The sequence below is a fragment of the Streptomyces sp. YKOK-I1 genome, from assembly GCF_054660435.1.
The window spans coordinates 5,554,834-5,573,016 of the sequence record NZ_BAAGDR010000001.1; the positions used below are offsets into that span (position 1 = coordinate 5,554,834).

Sequence of the window (18,183 nt, forward strand, 5' to 3'; positions counted from 1 at the left end):
ACACCGAGGCTGGCAACCGGAACGTTGATGCACAGCCCCCTCCATCAGGCGAAACAATTCGGAACCCGTCGCACCGGACCGGCCTCGGCCCGGGTGAGTGGTCCGCAGGAAGAGGCTGGCCCGTGGGACGTCCCGAGAGACCGCTCGACCCGGAGTCCGGGCCCGTGCAGCAACTCGCGCACGGACTCCGCGAACTGCGCCGCGCCGCGGGCAGCCCGTCGTACCAGGCCATGGCCGGGACGGCCGGCTGCTCCGCGACGACGCTGTCCCGGGCCGCGGGCGGCGGGCGGCTGCCCTCGCTCGACGTCCTGCGCGGGTACGTACGGGCCTGCGGCGGCGACATCGAGGAATGGGAGACGCGCTGGAAGGAGGCCGAGGCCGCCGGCACGGCCGCGGTACCGGAGGCGACCGGGGACGCCACGAGCGCGCCGTACCGGGGGCTCGCCCGATTCGAACCCGCCGACCGGCAGCTGTTCTTCGGCCGCGACCGGGTGACGGAGGAGCTGAGCGGGCTGGTACGCGACCACCGGCTGGCGGTGCTGTTCGGGGCGTCGGGAAGCGGGAAGTCGTCGCTGCTGCGGGCGGGGCTGATCCCCGTACTGCAGGAGAGAGCCGGGCGTCACGACGGCGACGGCGGGCGGCCGACGGCGCTGCGGATCCTCACGCCGGGGGCGCGGCCCGCCGCCACCTACGGTCATCTGCTGGCGCCCGCCGAGGGGGAGCCGGAGAGCTGGGTGGTGGTCGACCAGTTCGAGGAGGCGTTCACGCTCTGCCAGGACCAGGCCGAGCGTGCCCGGTTCATCGACCTGCTGCTGGCGGCGCGGGACCCGGGCAGCCGACTCCGCGTACTGATCGCCGTACGCGCGGACTTCTACCCTCGCTGCCTGGAACACCGGGGCCTCGCGGACGCGCTGCGCGGCGCCGCGCTCGCCCTCGGCCCGATGACGGCCGACGAGCTGCGCGAGGCCGTCGTCAAGCCGGCCGCGACCGCCGGTCTGCTGGTGGAGCGGGAGCTGACCGCCCGCCTCGTCGACGAGATCCTCGACGAACCGGGCGCGCTGCCGATGCTCTCCCACGTCCTGCTGGAGACCTGGCGGCGCCGCCGCGGCCGCATGCTGGGTCTGGCCGCGTACGAGGCGGCCGGCGGGGTGCGCGGCGCGATCGCGGCGACCGCCGAGGAGGTCTACGGCACGCTCGATCCCGAGGAGAGGGCCGCCGCACGCCGGCTGCTGCTGCGGATGGTGGAGCCCGGGGGAGAACCCGCCGGCCCCCATGGCCAGGAGCTCGGCGGAACCACCGCCGACACCCGGCGCCCGCTGAGCGGCACCGAGCTCGACGAGTGGGCCGACCCCGTGGTGCCCGGCGTCGTCGAACAGCTGGCCGGGGCGCGCCTGTTCACCGTCGACGAGGACGGCGTCCAGCTCACCCACGAGGCTCTGATCAGCTGCTGGCCGCGGCTGGCCGGGTGGCTGGAGGAGGACCGGGAGCACCTGCGTCAGCACCGGCGGCTGGCGGAGGCGGCCCGCGCCTGGCTGGAGGCCGACCGGGACCCCGGCACCCTGTGGCGCGGCACCCGGCTCGACCTCGCGCGCGAGGCGTTCGCGCACGACACCGCGCTCACCGCGGCCGAGCGGGACTTCCTCGCCGCCGCCCTGGAGGCACGCGACGCGGAACACCGTACGGCCGCCCGGGCCGCGCGCCGCTCCCGGCTGCTGCTCACCATGCTGTCCGCCGTCGTCGCGGTGGCCTTGGCCGTCGGCATGGTCGCGGTGACGCAGGCCCGCGCGGGCGAACGCCAGCGCACCGAGGCCGCCGCCCGCCGGGCCGCCGCCGTCGCCGACTCCCTCCGTACGACCGAACCGCGCACCGCGATGCAGCTGAGCGCCGCCGCCTGGCGGCTGGCCGGGCTGCCCGAGTCGCGCCGCGCCCTGCTCGGCGCCCTCGCCCAACCCCAACTGGACACCTTCACCGACCCCGAGCCGGGCAGCGCGTCGACGGACTACGTCGTCGACGCGGGCCGGTCCCTGCTCGGCGTCGACGGCCCGACCTGGCGTACCTGGGACGTGGCCACGCACCGCCGCACCGCCTCCGGAACCCTGCCGGCCGGCGCCCAGGTGTTCGCCGCCGGCCCCGACGCCCACACGCTCGTGCTCGCCGTGGACGACGGCATCCGGCTGTGGGACACCACCCGGGACCGCTGGGTGGGGGAGTCCCGTCCGCGGCCCCGCCGAAGCACGTATCTCGCCCTCGGCGGCAGCGGACACAGCTATGTGGTGGGCGACGTCCGGGCCGACGGGGCCGACGGGGTCGACGGGCGGGTGCAGCTTCGTTCCGTCGCCGACGGGCGACTGCTGTTCGGGACGGACGTATCCGTCGGGGCGAAGGTGGTTGCGAGCCCCGACGACCGGTACGTGGCCGTCTGCCCCGCCGGGAAGGCGCCGAGGCTCTGGGACACACGAGGCAGCCGTGAGATCGCCGGAGCCTGGCAGAACGCCGACGCGCTGTGCGCAGACGGCGTACGGCTGGTGTTCGGCGGCGGCGCCCGGGGCGCCGCCCAGCGGTTCGCCGCCGTCGACGCGAACGGCGTGACCGCCTGGGACACCGGGACGCGGCGCGAGGTCGCCACCGTCTCCGACCCGGAGGTCACCTCCGCCGTGTTCAGCGCGGACGGGGCGTTCCTGGCGACGGCCAACGGCACGGAGATCAAGGTCTGGCGGCTGTCGTCCCCCGACGCCCCGGTGTTCCGCCACCCCCTCGATGAACAGCAGGCCTACGGCACCCTCGCCTGGAACCCGGCCCACACCACCCTGCGCTACCTGGACGTCAACACCGTCCACTCCTTCGACACGACGACCGCCACCACCTCGGCGTGGCGCCACGGGGCCCTGGCCGGCACCCTGCTCGCTCCGGACGGCGCCACGGTGGCCACCGCCCGGCTCACCGGCGACGGCTATCGCTTCGAGCTGCGGGGGACCGCCGAGGACCGCGGCAGCGGTGGTGGGGACGACACCGCCGGCATGGGAACACGGGCCCTCCCCGCCGTGCCGCTGCCCGGCCCCGCCGACCCCGAACGGCCCGTCGTGGCGCGGGAGACGGCACCGCTGATGGCGCTCAGCCCGGACGGCGAGATGTTCGCGTACGGCGTCTCGGCCCTCGGGCAGAACCCCGCCGAACAGCGGATCACCGTCTGGGACGTGGCCCACGGCCGGGTCCTGGCCACCCTGCGCACGGCGCCGGAGCAGCCGTCCGCCGACAGCGTGCTCTCGATCGCGCTCGGCCCCGGCGGCCGCACCCTGTACGCGGCCCGCCCGGCCGCCGGGGGTGGTGCGGTGGACGAGGTGTGGGACGTGACCCGGGGCCGCCGGTCGGGTGTGGTGGCGAAGTCGGCGGGCTCCCTGCTCGCGGTCCGCCCCGACGGCCGACTGCTCGCCGGCGAGAACCGTGCCGTCCGCCTCCCCTCCGGCCGTCCCACGGAACTGGGCCCGACCCCGGACGACGGGATCACCGCGCTCGCCTTCACCGCCGACGGCACCCGCCTCGCCGCAGGCGACGTCGCGCGCCGCGTCACCCTCTGGGACGGCGACCTGAGCGACCACGCGGACATCCTGCGCGACGCCTTCCCCGACTCCCCGGCCAACAGCCCGGAGGAGATCAGCTCCGTCGCGCTGAGCCCCGACGGCCGCACCCTCGCCGTCGGCGGCGACGAGGGCACGCTCCAACTCTGGGACACGGACACCCACCAACCCCTGGGCGGCCCCCTGCCCACCCCCGGCGAGGCGATCACCTCCCTCGCCGTCGCCCCCGACGGCCGCACCCTGTACGCGAGCGGCGCCCACGTCCCCGTCCAGCGGTACGACCTCGACCCCGCCCACGCGCTGCGACGCGTCTGCGCCCGCGCGGGAGACCAGGGCCTGACCCGGACCAGTTGGAGGACGTACCTGCCGGACGCGACGTACCGGAAGGTGTGCGACGCGCACTAGCCGGGGCCGGTGCCGGGGCCTGGGCCTCGTCTGGCGTTTGTGGTGCGTGTGTGGTGCGGCGTCCGCGTCCCCGACTGACGCCGCTGGTCCGTCGGCATCGCCGCTCAGTGTTGTGTCCAGCGTTCCCGAGAGGGCGTAGACCGGTGACCAGACAGCTCGGTCGCGCACGATCCCCCCACTGAGGTGGTTCCGGGAGGTGCCGAACAGGGCCGATCACCGGCGTTCATGCGCGGCGGACCCAACGAGGGCACATGACGGAGCTGTGCGGCAGGATGCGTGCACGAGCGTGGGAGGGGATCGGTCGTGGGCATCGGTTACAAGACGTCCTGGCTGGCGGTGCCCGGCGTGGACAGTGGGGAAGTCGCCGACGCGCTCGGGTTGCTCGGGCGAGTGACCATGGACTGGGACGCGGGGACGGAAGCGGCGTACCGGCGGGGTGTGTTCGTGGCCTCGCCCGTGGACGGCTGGACGCTCGCTCACGGCCGGATCCACCTCGGCATCGGCCTCGACAACGGCCTCGACGGCGACGGTCCCGCCCTCCTGTCCTGGCTTGGGTCACTTGGTCTGCGCCTGGGCGACCTCCAGTATTTCTGCACCGATCGCATCGGCGAGTACCACGCGTGGGCGAGGGTGGAGGCCGGCCGGGTTGTCCGGGCCTACTGCTACAACGGCGTAGGCGGTGACGTGCCCCTGCGGCTCGGTGAGCCCACCGAGATCGAGCGCCGGCTCGGTGTCGGGCACAGGTGGCTGGAGGAAGGCTGGGAGAACTGGAGCGAGTCCGACTGGGATGACTGGCATGACGCCATGCCGCGTGAGAGGCACGTCATGGCCATCGCCCGGCACTGGGGAATCTGCCCTCTCGACATCCCGGATGCGTCCCCGGCGGGCGACGGCATCTACGGCTTTCCACCCGGAGCGGAGTGATCGCGGCAGGCGCCGAGATGAGCGGCCCGGGGAGGAGGGCACTCTGCGTTCGGGAAGCTGCGGTCATGTGCGGCCGGATGGGGTGATGACCTGGGCAAACGGTTCGGCTGCAAGTTTCACGGTCGCGTCCGCTTTCACCGTGACTCCCCGCTGGTCCCCGCTCGATCTAATGCGCTTGTGGTGTGGCCCGTCCGGTCTCGTCAGTACATCACCGCAACCATTGCCCTGCCGGTGAACGCTCGTGCCCGTTGTATGTCCTACCCAGATGCGCTGCACGTCGGCTGGTCACAGCAGCGAGGTTAACGCTTGCATTAACATGAGGGTCGTGGCTCAATGGTAAGTGGTCCTTGTCGGGGAGGTCGCGGCGTGGTTCGAGGCCCTGGCCGAAGACGACTGGGACAGCGCTGAACAGGTAGAAGACGCCATCGACATGCTGGCGGCCACAGGGCCGACGCTCGGCCGTCCGCTGGTCGACCGGATCAAGGGTGCCGAGAACCATCACCTGAAGGAGCTGAGGCCTGGATCATCCGGAAGCAGCGAGATCCGGATCCTCTTCGCCTTCGATCCGGTGCGCCGGGCAGTGCTCCTGGTGGCTGGCGACAAGGCCGGAAACTGGCAGCGCTGGTACGACATCAACATCCCGATCGCCGAGCAGAGGTACCAGGCCCATCTGGCTGATCTTGAAACCAGGGAGTACGAATGAGCACTGTCGGCTGGGAGGAGACCAAGCGCAAGGCGCGCGAGCGGCGTGAGGCCGCTGGGCTGCCGGTGCGGTCGGTTCAGGAAAAGCAGGCGGCCATGAACAGGCTGACCGCGGAAGTGCGCGCTCACAAGCTCGCGGAGGTCCGGCGTGAGCAGGCGCTGACTCAGCGCCAAGTGGCCGCATCGATGGGAGTCTCAGCACCTCGGGTCTCCGCGATCGAGCACGGTGAGCTGGATCGTGCGGAAGTCGCGACCCTCCGGGCCTACGTGGAAGCGCTCGGCGGTCGCCTGCGCGTAGTCGCAGACTTCGGGGATGCGGAGTACACCGTCGCCTGAGACGCTTGCCGCCAGCCAGCCGCCAAAGCTCTCGGCAGCCAACAAGGCCCAGGTCTGTGACCTGGGCCTTGTCCATGGAGCGGGTGACGAGAATCGAACTCGCGCTCTCAGCTGGGGAAGCTTGGGTCCTCTACGGGTGCTTGTCGGGCTGACCTGCGGTGCAGCGATGTTGGCGCCTGGTGGGCTGTCGACTGGTTTCCCGGTATTCCCCGTAGTTCTCCGCAGGATCTGGCACGCGAGTGGCACGCGCTCCTCTGGGGCGCGCTTGGACGCGGCAGGGTGCCGTCCGGCGGTTGTGCCGGACGGCACCCTGATCCGTTGTCAGACGGTGTAGATCTGCCAGGCGATCACACCGATCGATCCCTCGGTACCGTCGACATCGATGCGGACTGCCTTGTCCGCGGTGATTCGTTGCTGGACCACCGATCGGTCGCACGGCACGGTGGCCTTCTTGCCCGCGCTCGTTGGTGAGAAGGTCAGTTGTGCGCTGCCGGTGCCGACGCAGACGAGGCTGAGCTTGTAGGCCTTCCCGCTCGTCAGTTCTGGCTCGGTGTGGATGCCGTCGCCCACGCGTTCCGCGCCGGCCTCGACCAGGGTTCCCCCTTGAACAGCGGCTAGGGCGGCCTGGGCCTGCTTCGTGAGCTGCTTCTCGGATGTCTCGGCCGCTGTCTGTGTCGAACTCGGCGTGGTCGACGGCGAGGAATCAGCACCCTTGCCCTCGTCGTTGGCGGAGCCCGAGCATCCGGTGATCATCAAGACCGACAGCAGGATGGTGCCTGCGGCGAATCGCTTCGTCCGTGGGCTCGAGTGCGTCATGTCGCGGTTTCCCAGTACTTCCAGCCGGTCTCGGAGGTGGGCAGCGTCGCGGTGCCGTGGCCGATCTCGACCCCGTCACAACCGTCGCCGGTGGAACGGTATTTCTTCCAGGTCACCTTGTAGCCCCATGCACCGTACTGCAGGTGCCCGTACTTGTTCCGGGAGATGTTGCGTGTGTAGGTGTGCCCTGTCGCGATCGAGACGCTTCCGGAGACCTTGTAGGTGATGGACGACTTGGCCGCCGCGATGACCAGGTTGGCCTCCGCGGTCACCGTGCCGCTGATTTCAGCCGTGATGGTCCCGGTCTTGGTCACGCTGACGGTCATGGACCCGCCCGGACCGTCCTTGTACTTGGTTCCGTTCCACCAGGACGGGATGTGGTAGGCCTTCTTCGACGTGATGCTGATCCACGTCGAGGGGCCGTCACAGCGTGCCGGCAGCTTGGTGCCCGTCGGCTGTTCGGCCTCGTCCTCCCACCCTTGCCGATCGTTGATGTCCGTCGTCTGGTCAGCCGCTACGGCCGTCTCATCGGTCGGCACCTCAGCAGCAGCGGCAGTACCCACAGTCCCGAAGCAGATAAGCAGTGCAGCAGTGGCAGCGCTGGTCGAGGCGCGCCGAGAGCTGATGCCCATGTATCACCTTTCCGGTGGACCGCCCCCGTGGCGATCAAGCACTCGAACAGTATGTTCGAGGCATGTACGCGACAAGCATTCGCCGGATGTTCTGAGTGAAACTTGAGCATGCGGTAGCCGACCCGTGCTTTCTGCCGGCGGGAATTCGGCGCCAGTCCCGTGAGCCGTGTGCAGGGGGCGGGAGGCCATGGGACGGGGACCTCTTCGTCCCGAAGCAACTTAAACAAGGGTGGCGCCTTGGGCTGGGGTGGCTCTCAGCTGCGCTGATGGTCCGCAGACGTTCGTGGTTGTTCGCTGGTGTTTGTGGGCGTTGTCACGCAGTTAAACACTCGCTGCTGCGGCACGTCAGCCGCGTTCTCCGCGACTTGGCCAGGGCTTCCATCGGGAGATTGGCCCGTAGGCCAGCCTAATCAGACAAAGTCGGCATGCTCATCGTGGACCATGCTCTCGTTGACCCGCGCCTGGTGAAGCGCGCACGGGTCGTCCAACGTTCGCAGCAACAAGCATCGGCTTCAGTGACGCCGATGAAGCGCCGGACCGAGACGGATGCATGCTGTGTTGGCGCTCGCTGGCCCTTGCTATGTATTCACCCAAAATCGTTGTTTTGCCGCGCTAGTCAGATATGAATGTCGTCGCAGCTCTACCCTTTCGAAACGTGACTACGACAATGCGGGGTGTCGATCAAGGGGCGCTCACGGCCAGCACATTCACGACCGTCTTCGTGCTGGTCATGGATCCCGGAGAGTATGACCTGCTGAACGGACTCGTAGGCGTTGTCTGCGTGCTCGTCCTGCTGGCCTACTATCGACCGCTTCCCTCAGAGACGAGGTTCGACGCACGGACCAGTGCCTGGGCGTTCGGTGCAGTCGCTGGCCTCCAGGTGGCGAGCGCCTGTTCGTGGGTGATTCAGCTGTTCGTCAACTTGGCCGTTGAGGATCTTGTTGAACTGGATGGGCAGTGCCGGGACAAGAGTCAGTGCCTAGGTGACGCAGCCGATCCATATGTTGTGTTCTCTTGGGCCGTAGCCGCCGTGTTGTTGGGTAAGGCGCACTACAAGCGATTCCCGTACGCCTCGCCTCCTGCATAGCCAAGGCGGGTATGGTCGTGCTGCTGTCTGGGTGGTTCGGTAGGCCGCCGACCATTGATTGAGGGCGGCAGCCGTAACGGAGGCTTTTAGGACTTGCCGCATCCTTATCAGGTCGATCACGGGGCGTTGGCAACGAGGGGCAGTGCCTCGTCGGCCTTGGTCGACTGTCCGCAGCGAACCGTCTGAGATCGCCACTGTTCGTGCGTGTTGGTGTCAGCCGCTGGGCTCAGCGTCGCCCTGCCCACTTGACAGGTCACTCGCTAGCGAACCCGGCTTGTTGCGTTGTCGCGGTAGGACCTTGTGCAGTTGATCCATCGGATCAAGCGCGTACCCCCGCCGACGGCGGATGCAGCGACGTCGAGTCTCGCGCACATCGTCGATGCTTATGAATGAATCCTCCCTCTGCCCCGCCTTCAAGTAGTCGCCCATCCTGACGTACTGGTCTTCCAAGGCTTGAGCCCGAGCGGGAGTGGGCCACGCACCGAAACGCTTCTGTACCGCCGTCCTGCCGACACCGAAGTGTTGCGTGATCCTTCCCCAGGAGAACCGCTGCGTGCGAGCTTCGGCTACGACATCGGCAGCAACCCGCTGAACTCGTCCTCGGCGCCACGCTGTCCGGCAAGTCCATGTATCTGCGACATGTCATCTCCGGCCTCGCGGCACAACCCGTCGCCCTGGTCGGAATCGACTGCAAGCGCGGTGTCGAGCTGGCGCCGTTCGCCTCACGGCTCTCCGCGCTGGCGACCGACCCCGGTGAAGCGGCTGAGCTGCTGCCGGTGCTGGTCAAGGAAATGGAGGACCGATACGACCTGATCAAGGCCCGGCAGGGCATCGCCCCCGGCATCCCGGACGAGGAGATCACCTCAGATGTCTGGGGCCTGCCTGAGGGCGAACGCCCGGCTCCCATCGTGCTGTTCGTCGACGAAGTGGCGGAACTCTTCCTCGTCGCCACCCGCAAGGACGAGGAACGGCGGGACGAGATGGTCACTCACCTCATCCGGCTCGCCCAGCTCGGCCGTGCGGCCGGCATCTACCTGGAGGTGTGCGGGCAGCGCTTCGGCGCCGAACTCGGTAAGGGCGCCACCATGCTCCGGGCTCAGTTGACCGGCCGCGTGTGCCACCGGGTCAACGATGAAGCCTCCGCCAAGATGGCGCTCGGCGACATCGCGCCCGAAGCGGTCTACGCGGCCTGCTCCATCGCCCCTGAGCTGCCCGGCCTCGCCGTCGTCGGCGACACCTCCGGTGGCTGGTCCCGCATCCGCACCCCTTACCTGTCCCTCGCCGATGCTGCGGCCGTCTGCCTCGACTCGGCTCACTTCGCCCCGGACGTTCCGGCGCGGCCCGATGCGCCCCGAGGAGTTGGCCGACCTGCGCCGTCGGGACGTCGACCCCAACAAGATGGTGATCCGCGTCCGCGTCGCCGAACCGGAGCGGACCAACGGCAAACGCGCTCCCGGCGAGACCAAGTCGGGTGCCGGTGTCCGGGCCGTCGTCCTCTCCGCCTTCCTCCACAAAGAGGTGAGGCAGCACCTCGCCTGGTTCGCCGAGAAGGGGGCTGACGGCCTGGTCTTCGTCGGTGAGAAGGGTGTGCCCTTCCGGCGTACCTCCTTCGGCCGCAAGTGGCGGCGCGCCCGGACCGTCGCCGGTCTCCCGGACGGCTTCCGCTTCTACGACCTTCGTCGCACCGGACACACGCTCTCGACCCGTTCGGGTGCGACCCTCAAGGACACGATGGTCCGCGCCGGCCAGTCCTCCGAGAAAGCCGCGCTGATCTATCAGCACTCCGACGAGGAGCGGCAGCGAGAGGTGGCCTCCGGCCTCGACGACCTGGTCCGCGCCGAGAGTGCGAAGCACCAAAGCGGGGAGAAGGGCAGACAGGTCGGCGACGCTGCAGATGGCACGCGAGGATGAGCCCATGGACGACCTTCTGAAGTTCCTTCGTGCGCGCAACGAGGAGGACAACCACGCTTATGCCTATGCGGCTCACACCTTCGGTGGCGAGGCCCTCCTCGACAGTCATCTGCCGATGCTCGACCTGGTCGACATGCTGGCACGGAACTTCAAGGTGATGGATCCCACGGACTCGCGCATTGCGGGTCTTGGGTACGCGCTTCGCGTCCTTGCGCAGTCGTACGCCGAGCATCCCGAGTACCGCGAGGCGTGGCGACCCTAGGGGGCAGCGAGGAGAAGGCAGCGGGCCCTTATGGTGCGAATGTGGTGCGCGCCCTGCCAACTGGTCTAGACAACAAACAACCCCCGGGTCCAAGACCTGGGGGTTCATGTTGGAGCGGGTGACGAGAATCGAACTCGCGCTCTCAGCTTGGGAAGCTGATGTTCTACCATTAAACTACACCCGCGTAAGACGCCGGCCGAGCCGGTGTCCGATTGCCTCGTCACTCTACAACATCCCGGGCCCCCGGCGCTGAAGCCGTGGGGTCCGTGTGTGTTTCGTGGGGTGGGATCCGGCTGCGAGGGGCCGGAGTTGGGGCGTACGGTGGGGGTGCCGAAGAGGGGTCGGGCGGGGTCGGAGTGCCGCCTGGAGGGTCTTCCCGTTCGTCCCGTAATGTGGCTTTCGTTGTCCGGCGAGCAGCAGCCGGACGCGGTTCTTTGGGGAAGGGACTCTAGGACTTGATGGAGCGCACCGTCGTCCGTTGTGCCGATGGGCACGTGTTCAGCACCGCTTCGTTCCCGATGCAGCAGGCCGAGCGGCTCGGCCCCGGACGGCTCGTCCGGTGTCCCCGGTGCGCGCGGCTCCGCAGTGCCGTGCCGGTGACGCTCGAGAGGCGGTAGGGGCCGTACAGCGGTAGCAGTCGCGTCAGCGGGCGGGCGCGCGGAGTCGTCCTGATTACAGGGGCTCCGCGCGTCTTGCGTATCCTCGGGGCGTGCTTCTCTCAGACAAGGACATCCGGGCCGAGATCGACGCCGGGCGGGTGCGGATCGATCCGTATGACGAATCCATGGTGCAGCCGTCGAGCATCGACGTGCGGCTGGACCGCTTTTTCCGGGTGTTCGAGAACCACCGGTACCCCCATATCGATCCGTCGGTCGAGCAGGCGGATCTGACCCGGCTGGTCGAGCCGGAGGGGGACGAGCCGTTCATTCTGCACCCCGGTGAGTTCGTGCTCGCGTCGACGTACGAGGTCATCACCCTGCCCGATGATCTTGCGTCGCGGCTGGAGGGGAAGTCCTCCCTCGGGCGGCTGGGACTGGTCACGCACTCCACCGCCGGTTTCATCGACCCCGGCTTCTCCGGACATGTCACCCTCGAGCTGTCCAACCTCGCCACGCTCCCCATCAAGCTCTGGCCCGGTATGAAGATCGGACAGCTCTGTATGTTCCGGCTCAGCTCGCCGGCCGAGCACCCCTACGGCAGTGAGCAGTACGGCTCCCGGTACCAGGGGCAGCGCGGGCCCACCGCCTCGCGGTCCTTCCTCAACTTCCACCGCACCCAGGTCTGAGGAGGGGGGAGGAAGGGGTGAGTGAGCGGTGAGTGAGCGGTGAGTGACGTGGTGGTTCGGGAGAATCTCAGTTATGAGCAGTTCGGCGTCGCCGTCCGTGAGCTCGCACAGGCCGTCGCCGACGACGGGTACGTGCCCGATGTCGTCCTCAGCATCGCCCGCGGGGGTGTCTTCGTCGCCGGAGGGCTCGCCTATGCCCTCGACTGCAAGAACCTTCACCTGGTGAATGTGGAGCTTTGGGCTGGCTGCTTAGCATGCAGTGTCTGACCTTGGCAAATGGGCAGATGAGAGGCCCCGTAGTTCTAGTTTGATCTTACTGTTCGTTTGCGTTTATTGTCGCTGATCATGGCCTGTGTGCTGAGCTGGTGCTGACTGCTCAGCGCCCGCTCAGCTGGCGCCTGAACGTGGTTGCGGTCGTGTCTGGCCCGCGTCGTTTGGTCACCCGTAAGCGTGCGCTGGCGCTGGGCAGCGGTGGCTGTGTGCGTGCATGGTGCACCGCGGTCGGTCGGTCAGTCGGCCTGGCCGCCTTGCAAGCGGGCCGTTTCCTGGCGGCATGGACTTGCAAACGGTGAGACCAGTGCTGGGAAGGCGACCGTTTGGGTACTGCGGCCTGATATCGCCCTGGTTACCCTTCAGTCACGTTGTGCCGGGAGGGACTATGTTCCTACGTTCGGCGAGTGGATAGGCGAGAGGGTGATTGCTGGCTAGAGTCGTCTCGTTACGACTGGTTGTGGGGACGCCAAAAGCGCTTTCGGCTGCCAACGTCCGGGGGAGGGCCAGCAGTGCAGCACATGAGTCATCGCTTCACTGGTCTTGTTGCTGCCTGGGCTGAGATGCAACGGCAGCAGGCAGCGGAAGCCGGACAACCGAGGCATCAAGCAAGGGCCCGCCAACGGCCAGCTGCCCGAGGTTCTCGGCACACACAGCAGCCGGACTGTCAGTCGCAGGGCCCAGGCTCAGGCGCGAATGCTCTTCGAGCCGGATTGGCCGCCTCCCAGGCCCTTACTCGCTTTCGCCGGCCAATGAGGCGATCTCCTCGGAAGAATCCAAGAAAGCTGTAACCCGCCCCTTTGCTCGCATCCCGCAACGCGTCATTGAGCGAATATAACGTGAAACTTCCTTTGGATCATTCAGAACATAAGTCAGCCTCTCGGGAGTTCAAATGACCCAACTGCAGAGCTTCAGTGTTTTCAACCTTCTCGGGCAGTTCAATCATCACGTCTCCTTTAACGACGATGCGGACTTCGTAATTGTTCACGGCCCTAATGGTGTCGGGAAGACAAGGATGCTTGAACTCCTGTCTGCAGTTCTGAAATTCGACCTTGTTTCCATGTCGACAGCAAACTTCGGCCGCATCTCGCTTGCCTTCACTGCCGGAGAGCGTCTTACGGTAACCAACAATGCACAAAGAGTGGCGCGAGACTCGGAAAGGAGGAGGTTCCTCGACCTCTCGTTCAATCTGACCAGGAAAAAGAACCCAACAAGCATGCACGGCAGAATCTCAATTCCGCGCGAGGATCTGCCATATAGTGTATGGAGAGAGATTCAGGCCGAACTGGCCCAAGCATTTGAAACAGATGCTTCACCTTCAGCGAAACTGCAAGCTCTTGAGCATACTGGGCAAGCGTACTCTCCCACGACAAGGCGATTGCGTGGAGTGGGAGCGGTCGGGTTTGTTGAGCTTCATGATTTCGATCGAGGAATCGCCGAGTTCCTGGACGGATTCAGTGCGCACATGGTTGAAACTCAGCGCCTACTAATTCTAGATACAGGAGGGGAGTCGCGAATGCGTCAACCTGACGCTGCCCCTCAGCGGATGAAGGTCTCCGAGTGCGCCAGGGATCTTAAGCATCGACTTGCTACAGCCCTAACCGAAAATTCAAGAAGATCGCAGGAATTGGACAAGAGCTTTCCTGGGCGAGTCCTTGATGAGATGGCCGATGAACCTGTTCCGGAGGAATTGAGGATCCGGGAGGAGTATGCCGAACAAAGCACGCTGAGAAATAGGTTGGCAGCCATTGCACTGCTCGACGAGTCAATGGATGTACTTCTTCCGGGAGGTGAACTTCTTGACTGGCAACGCAAGGTACTGTGGACTTACCTTCAAGACAGTCAACGGAAACTGGCGACCTTTCAAGACCTTCTGAATAGAGTCGAACTTTTCAAGAGCATCATCAAAAGCAGGTTTCTCTTTAAGCGGATGGTGATTGATCGGCAGACGGGGTTCCGATTCGAGAGCGAGGATGGCCATCATCACATTGCTCCCTCTCAGCTCTCTTCGGGAGAGCAACATGAAATCGTCCTGGCGTACGATCTCTTGTTCAGGGTCCATCCCGGCTCTCTGGTTCTGATTGACGAACCAGAAATTTCGCTCCACGTTGCCTGGCAGCAGGAATTTATGGCGGATATTCAACGAATCGCCAAGCTCTCCAATTTTCGCTTTATTGTGGCCACGCACTCTCCTCAGATCATCAACGAGTGGTGGGCGCAAACGATCGGATTGAAGGCTTCTTCCAACGGAGAGGCCCGCCCGTGAGAGACGTCCTGTCGCCGACTGTAACTAAGAACACCATTGGAATGCTTCGGAATTACGACGAGAAGATTGCGATCCTTGTTGTTGAGGGTGACAGTGACGTAGTAACTCTTTCTCGATGTGTCGACCGCGACGGGTGCAAGATCGTAGTCGCCTCAAATAAGACTGAGGCAATTGAGGCGCTGGAATTCTCGGATGCGCAAGGTTTTGACGGAGTCCTCGCTATCGTTGATGCCGACCTCGTCGATATCGCGGAAGTGAAATCAGGCAGCCCTAACGTTTTCTATACCGATCTCTATGATCTTGATGCGATGGTGTTTGCGGCTCAGGGGGTCGTAGAGCGCTGCATAGAAGCTCTATGTGATTACGCTAAAGTGCATAGCGACGGACCAGGGGGCCCCAGTCTTACGGAAGTCAGGGGTCGAACGGTGGAAATGGCTTCCATTGTGGGCTGGCTGCGAGTTTATTCAATGCAGGGGAATCATCAGATCCCGCTAGGCGGCTTCCCATTTGAGGCTGTTTTTAACTCCAGAACCTTCAGCATTGAGATGGAGGTGCTCCAGAAGATCCTGATCAGGAAGGCCCAGGGGGATCCTGTAGATGAAGACAAAGTTGCCGCGTGGATCGCGAAAATCCCAACCGAAACGCTGCCTGCGCTTCGCGTATCTCAGGGTCATGATCTATTCAGAAGCCTCGCGTTTGTCGTGAAGCACACATGGGACGTCGCGGTTAAGGCAGAGCTGTGGGAAAGGATAGCTAGATCCCACTGGAACCTTGACCACCTAAAAGACGGTGACCTGTATCGTGAAGTTGTTGCATGGGGTGAGCGAAACGGGTTTCATGTATGGATCGCTGCGGGGTCACCGGCTAATTAAAATCCCATGGGTGGGCAAGGGGGGAGGATTGCGTAAAGGGTGGGGGCTAAATCCTTTTCTGACACTTCAGATTCAGAAGGGGAGCTCTGGTTTTTTTGTGCCCCTCTTAATGGACATGACCCGCTCGTGAAAGTCGCGCGTGAGAGGCTCGCGCGGGTATCGGGCGCGCAGTTCCTTGTCCAACTCGTCGGCGACTAAAAGAAGGGACGGGAGCGACTTTCGGTCGGCTTCGAGTGCCGTGGTGCCCATGCCGATGGCTTCTTCGATGTCGCCGGTGCGGGCGGCGGCGACTCCGAGGGTGAGGCGGGCCTCTGCTGCGCGCATGGGGGAGATTTCGGTGCCGTCGGGGCCGGTGCTGATGCGGATGACTGAGCGGGCGTGGGCGGCGGCGCGTTCGTCGTCTCCGAGGAGACGGTAGGCGTCCATCTCGTAGAAGTCCCACTTGTCGGGGTCGATGATGAAGTGGTGTTCCGGGTGGTCCGGGCGGGGGAGGCGGTCCAGGCGGGCGCGGCCGGCGTCGAGGGAGTCCCGGACTAGGCGGCTGTCTCCCATGCGGGCGGCGGCTCGTGCCTTGTGTGCGTAGAGCTGTACGCCCACGGAGTGGGTCTGGTCGGCAACGTGGCCGGCCTCGACTGCTTCGAGCATGTCTTGCCAACGGCTCTGGGTGAGGGCGAACCACGCTTCGATCTCCCACGCCCACGCCATGATTTCGCCGTGTCCGGCCTCCTGGCCGATGCGGAGTGCGGCGGCTTTGCTGAGGTTCGCGGCCTCGCGCTGGCCCCTGTCGTACTGGACGCATGCGTTCAGCAGGAACAGCCATCCGGTGTCGACGAGTAGTTCCCGGTGCTGGCGGAGCGTCATCCGGCCTTCGAGTTGCTTGGTGACGTACTGGAGGCCGTTGCGGGTGCGCTCGTGGAGATAGTCAGCATCGGCGTACGGGTACGCGCGTGCCAACTGGTCAATGCCCTGTTCGATCGACTCCAGGGCGGCGCTGTTGATGTTGGACATCTCCGTGCGCCGAAGCATCTCGGCGATGTCCCAGAGGCCGGCTCCGCCCTGGGCAATCAAGGTGCTCGGGTCGTCGGTCTTGGATGTCGTCGCCGCCTGCCGTTCCAACTCCCACGGGCGGGGCGCGAGTCCAGCGAGATGGCCAGGGATACGCAGGCCGTCGACGACTTCGAGGATCTTGAAGTGCTGAGTGATCCGTGGGCGGACGCCCTTGCCGTCGGTCTCCGGGCGGGCCATCTTGCCGATGTGTTCGCGCTTGTAGCCGACGGCCTCGGAGATCTTGGCGTAGCTGATGTGGCCGTGGAGCTTGGCGAGTCTGAAGACTTCGCCGAAGTCGTGGTTGGCGATTGCTGACCGCACGTCCGCGCGTTCGAGCACGTGCGGTGGCAGAGCTGCCGGTGTGGGTGCTGCCTCGGTCATCTCACTTCCCCATCGTGATTGACCTGACGCTCTTCGTCAGATCGGCTCTCTCGATCTGCACTCACGTCCTGATTCCGAGTGTACCGGTGAGGGGGGTCCCCAAGAGGGGGGAGCGGCGGGTGGGTTGAAGGGTGCACCCTCGTCACCCTGCCGGGAGGTCCTCGGTAGACGTGACCTGAGACGGGGCCCGTTCATGGACGCAAGAAGAGCGCGATCACATGCGCACTTAGCGAATGAACTGGATGCGCACGCCCACTGGTTCGTCGCGCCGGATCCCTCGTCCGGTGGGCACTACATGACGCTGACCCTCTTCGCCGACTGCGGCAATGCGGCACGCGTCGCGCGTGACCAGACGGCCGAGTTCCTCCGGGGCGTGGGTGCCGACGCGGTGGTGGACGACGCGCGGCTGATCGTTTCAGAGCTGGTCGGGAACGTGGTGAACCACGTGGTGCCGGAACGCTCCCTGACACGCCCCAACGGTTCCCGTCGTGTCGACGTGCACTTCAAGGTGTGGCCCAAGTGGCTGTTCATCGGGGTCGCGGATGAAGACTCGTCGCCGCCGCTGCTGCCGCTCGGTGACACGTTCTGGCCCGGCCTGATGGAAGAGCTGTCTGAGGCGGTCCTGCCCGACAGCGGCCGGGGACTGCTCATCGTCCAGCGCTTGGCGGCGGCGGTCTGGTGGACGCCGGAAGACCGGGGCGGCAAGACCGTGTGGTGCCGCCTCGACCTCGACGGCCGAACTCGGGGCCTGCCGTCTTGATGATCTCCGGCTGTCGTTGCGCGGTTCGCTCTCTCTGGAGCGCGCGGCGGCCGGGTGCCGGAAGGTAACTCATCCGGCAACGGGGCGTGGCTCCTGGGACGGTTTGCTGAGATCCCCACTCAGCACCCAGGGGCCACGCTTCACAACCGAAGACCGAGACCGGGCCACCCCATCAGCCCTGGAAAGCGAAGGGTGGCCCGGTTGGGGAACGCGAAGATCCCCGGTGCCTGATGGTACCGGGGTCTTCGTGCTGCGTATCTGCCCTGGGCCAAACAGAGTTGACGATCCGTTATCTAGATCAGGGCAGAGGTGGGACACGTGAGCGGCTCCGGTGAACGCTGGCTGGGTGACGGGCCGGACGACATGACGGGTGTGGGATCCGGTCTGTGGGTGCGTGGCGTCGATTACATGGCGGGCTGGCGTGTAGCGCGCGAGGCCGCCGAGCAACTGAACTTTGCGCTCCTCTTAGCAGAGTTCGAGCCGTCCGAGTTACGAGCCGTCGCTGCGACGAACGACGACGGGCGCGGGGTGGTGCGCCTGGTGGGCCTGCCCGGTGCGGCCATCCGGCTCGCGGGGCTCCTGGAGCGGCTCGCCGATGGTGACGGTGGTGCGCGATGAGGGGTGTTTCCGCGGGTGAGCGGTGCACGTGGGC

The 18,183-nt window shown here is 66.1% G+C and carries 14 protein-coding genes, 1 tRNA gene and 3 pseudogenes; 14 read left to right on the top strand and 4 right to left on the bottom strand.

All coding sequences use genetic code 11. The features are described from left to right. The first annotated feature begins 122 nt into the window (after positions 1–122). The 4 genes from ACYQ8Q_RS24735 to ACYQ8Q_RS24750 all read left to right on the top strand — a co-directional run bounded on the left by ACYQ8Q_RS24735 (position 123) and on the right by ACYQ8Q_RS24750 (position 5,942). Entirely contained in the window at positions 123–3,980 is a 3,858-nt protein-coding gene (locus ACYQ8Q_RS24735) for an nSTAND1 domain-containing NTPase (RefSeq protein ID WP_460067927.1), read from the top strand. A gap of 303 nt (positions 3,981–4,283) precedes the next feature. Beyond that, entirely contained in the window at positions 4,284–4,904 is a 621-nt protein-coding gene (locus tag ACYQ8Q_RS24740; RefSeq protein WP_460067929.1) for a hypothetical protein, read from the top strand. A gap of 340 nt (positions 4,905–5,244) precedes the next feature. Continuing rightward, positions 5,245–5,607: a type II toxin-antitoxin system RelE/ParE family toxin gene (locus tag ACYQ8Q_RS24745; RefSeq protein ID WP_460067930.1), complete on the top strand. Its 363-nt coding sequence runs from the start codon at positions 5,245–5,247 to the stop codon at positions 5,605–5,607. Next, complete coding sequence (locus ACYQ8Q_RS24750) at positions 5,604–5,942, top strand: XRE family transcriptional regulator (RefSeq protein WP_460067931.1); 339 nt, start codon at positions 5,604–5,606, stop codon at positions 5,940–5,942. Before ACYQ8Q_RS24745 ends, ACYQ8Q_RS24750 begins: the two co-directional genes overlap by 4 nt. 321 nt (positions 5,943–6,263) lie before the next feature. Here the strand turns inward: ACYQ8Q_RS24750 and ACYQ8Q_RS24755 are convergent, their stop codons facing one another. Together ACYQ8Q_RS24755 and ACYQ8Q_RS24760 are read right to left on the bottom strand one after the other, a co-directional pair. Beyond that, positions 6,264–6,758 (bottom strand): hypothetical protein, encoded by a 495-nt coding sequence (locus tag ACYQ8Q_RS24755; protein WP_460067932.1) that lies wholly within the window; start codon positions 6,756–6,758, stop codon positions 6,264–6,266. After that, complete coding sequence (locus ACYQ8Q_RS24760; protein ID WP_460067934.1) at positions 6,755–7,390, bottom strand: hypothetical protein; 636 nt, start codon at positions 7,388–7,390, stop codon at positions 6,755–6,757. Before ACYQ8Q_RS24760 ends, ACYQ8Q_RS24755 begins: the two co-directional genes overlap by 4 nt. A 655-nt stretch (positions 7,391–8,045) precedes the next feature. On the opposite strand from ACYQ8Q_RS24760, the gene ACYQ8Q_RS24765 reads away from it, so the two are divergent. The 4 genes and pseudogenes from ACYQ8Q_RS24765 (at position 8,046) to ACYQ8Q_RS24780 (ending at position 10,650) form a co-directional block, all read left to right on the top strand. Continuing rightward, positions 8,046–8,477 (top strand): hypothetical protein, encoded by a 432-nt coding sequence (locus ACYQ8Q_RS24765; protein ID WP_460067936.1) that lies wholly within the window; start codon positions 8,046–8,048, stop codon positions 8,475–8,477. A 590-nt stretch (positions 8,478–9,067) separates the two neighbouring features. Next, positions 9,068–9,856 (top strand): annotated as a pseudogene (locus ACYQ8Q_RS24770) (FtsK/SpoIIIE domain-containing protein); the annotation flags it as partial. After that, positions 9,816–10,388, top strand: a pseudogene (locus tag ACYQ8Q_RS24775) (tyrosine-type recombinase/integrase); the annotation flags it as partial. The pseudogenes ACYQ8Q_RS24770 and ACYQ8Q_RS24775, both read left to right, overlap by 41 nt. A gap of 4 nt (positions 10,389–10,392) precedes the next feature. Then, positions 10,393–10,650, top strand: coding sequence for a DUF6221 family protein (locus ACYQ8Q_RS24780; protein WP_460067937.1), 258 nt, complete (start codon positions 10,393–10,395; stop codon positions 10,648–10,650). A gap of 110 nt (positions 10,651–10,760) precedes the next feature. On the opposite strand, the gene ACYQ8Q_RS24785 is transcribed toward ACYQ8Q_RS24780, so the two are convergent. Next, positions 10,761–10,834, bottom strand: a tRNA-Gly gene (locus tag ACYQ8Q_RS24785). A 525-nt stretch (positions 10,835–11,359) separates the two neighbouring features. Between ACYQ8Q_RS24785 and dcd the strand changes: the two genes are divergently transcribed. The 4 genes and pseudogenes from dcd (at position 11,360) to ACYQ8Q_RS24805 (ending at position 15,343) form a co-directional block, all read left to right on the top strand. After that, the gene (gene dcd, locus ACYQ8Q_RS24790) at positions 11,360–11,935 is read left to right on the top strand and encodes a dCTP deaminase (protein WP_055638896.1); all 576 of its coding nucleotides are present in this window, start codon (positions 11,360–11,362) and stop codon (positions 11,933–11,935) included. Between the two features lie 39 nt (positions 11,936–11,974). Further along, positions 11,975–12,181: pseudogene (locus ACYQ8Q_RS24795) on the top strand (phosphoribosyltransferase); the annotation flags it as partial. A gap of 916 nt (positions 12,182–13,097) precedes the next feature. After that, complete coding sequence (locus tag ACYQ8Q_RS24800) at positions 13,098–14,471, top strand: AAA family ATPase (protein ID WP_460067938.1); 1,374 nt, start codon at positions 13,098–13,100, stop codon at positions 14,469–14,471. Continuing rightward, positions 14,468–15,343, top strand: coding sequence for a hypothetical protein (locus tag ACYQ8Q_RS24805; RefSeq protein ID WP_460067939.1), 876 nt, complete (start codon positions 14,468–14,470; stop codon positions 15,341–15,343). Before ACYQ8Q_RS24800 ends, ACYQ8Q_RS24805 begins: the two co-directional genes overlap by 4 nt. Positions 15,344–15,415: 72 nt before the next feature. On the opposite strand, the gene ACYQ8Q_RS24810 is transcribed toward ACYQ8Q_RS24805, so the two are convergent. Further along, entirely contained in the window at positions 15,416–16,771 is a 1,356-nt protein-coding gene (locus ACYQ8Q_RS24810; protein ID WP_460067940.1) for a tetratricopeptide repeat protein, read from the bottom strand. A gap of 193 nt (positions 16,772–16,964) precedes the next feature. Between ACYQ8Q_RS24810 and ACYQ8Q_RS24815 the strand changes: the two genes are divergently transcribed. Next, positions 16,965–17,531 carry an ATP-binding protein gene (locus ACYQ8Q_RS24815; RefSeq protein ID WP_460067941.1) on the top strand — a complete coding sequence of 189 codons (567 nt, stop codon included), beginning with the start codon at positions 16,965–16,967 and terminating at the stop codon, positions 17,529–17,531. Positions 17,532–17,849: 318 nt separating this feature from the next. Beyond that, positions 17,850–18,149: a hypothetical protein gene (locus ACYQ8Q_RS24820; protein ID WP_460067942.1), complete on the top strand. Its 300-nt coding sequence runs from the start codon at positions 17,850–17,852 to the stop codon at positions 18,147–18,149. The last annotated feature ends 34 nt before the right edge of the window (positions 18,150–18,183 follow it).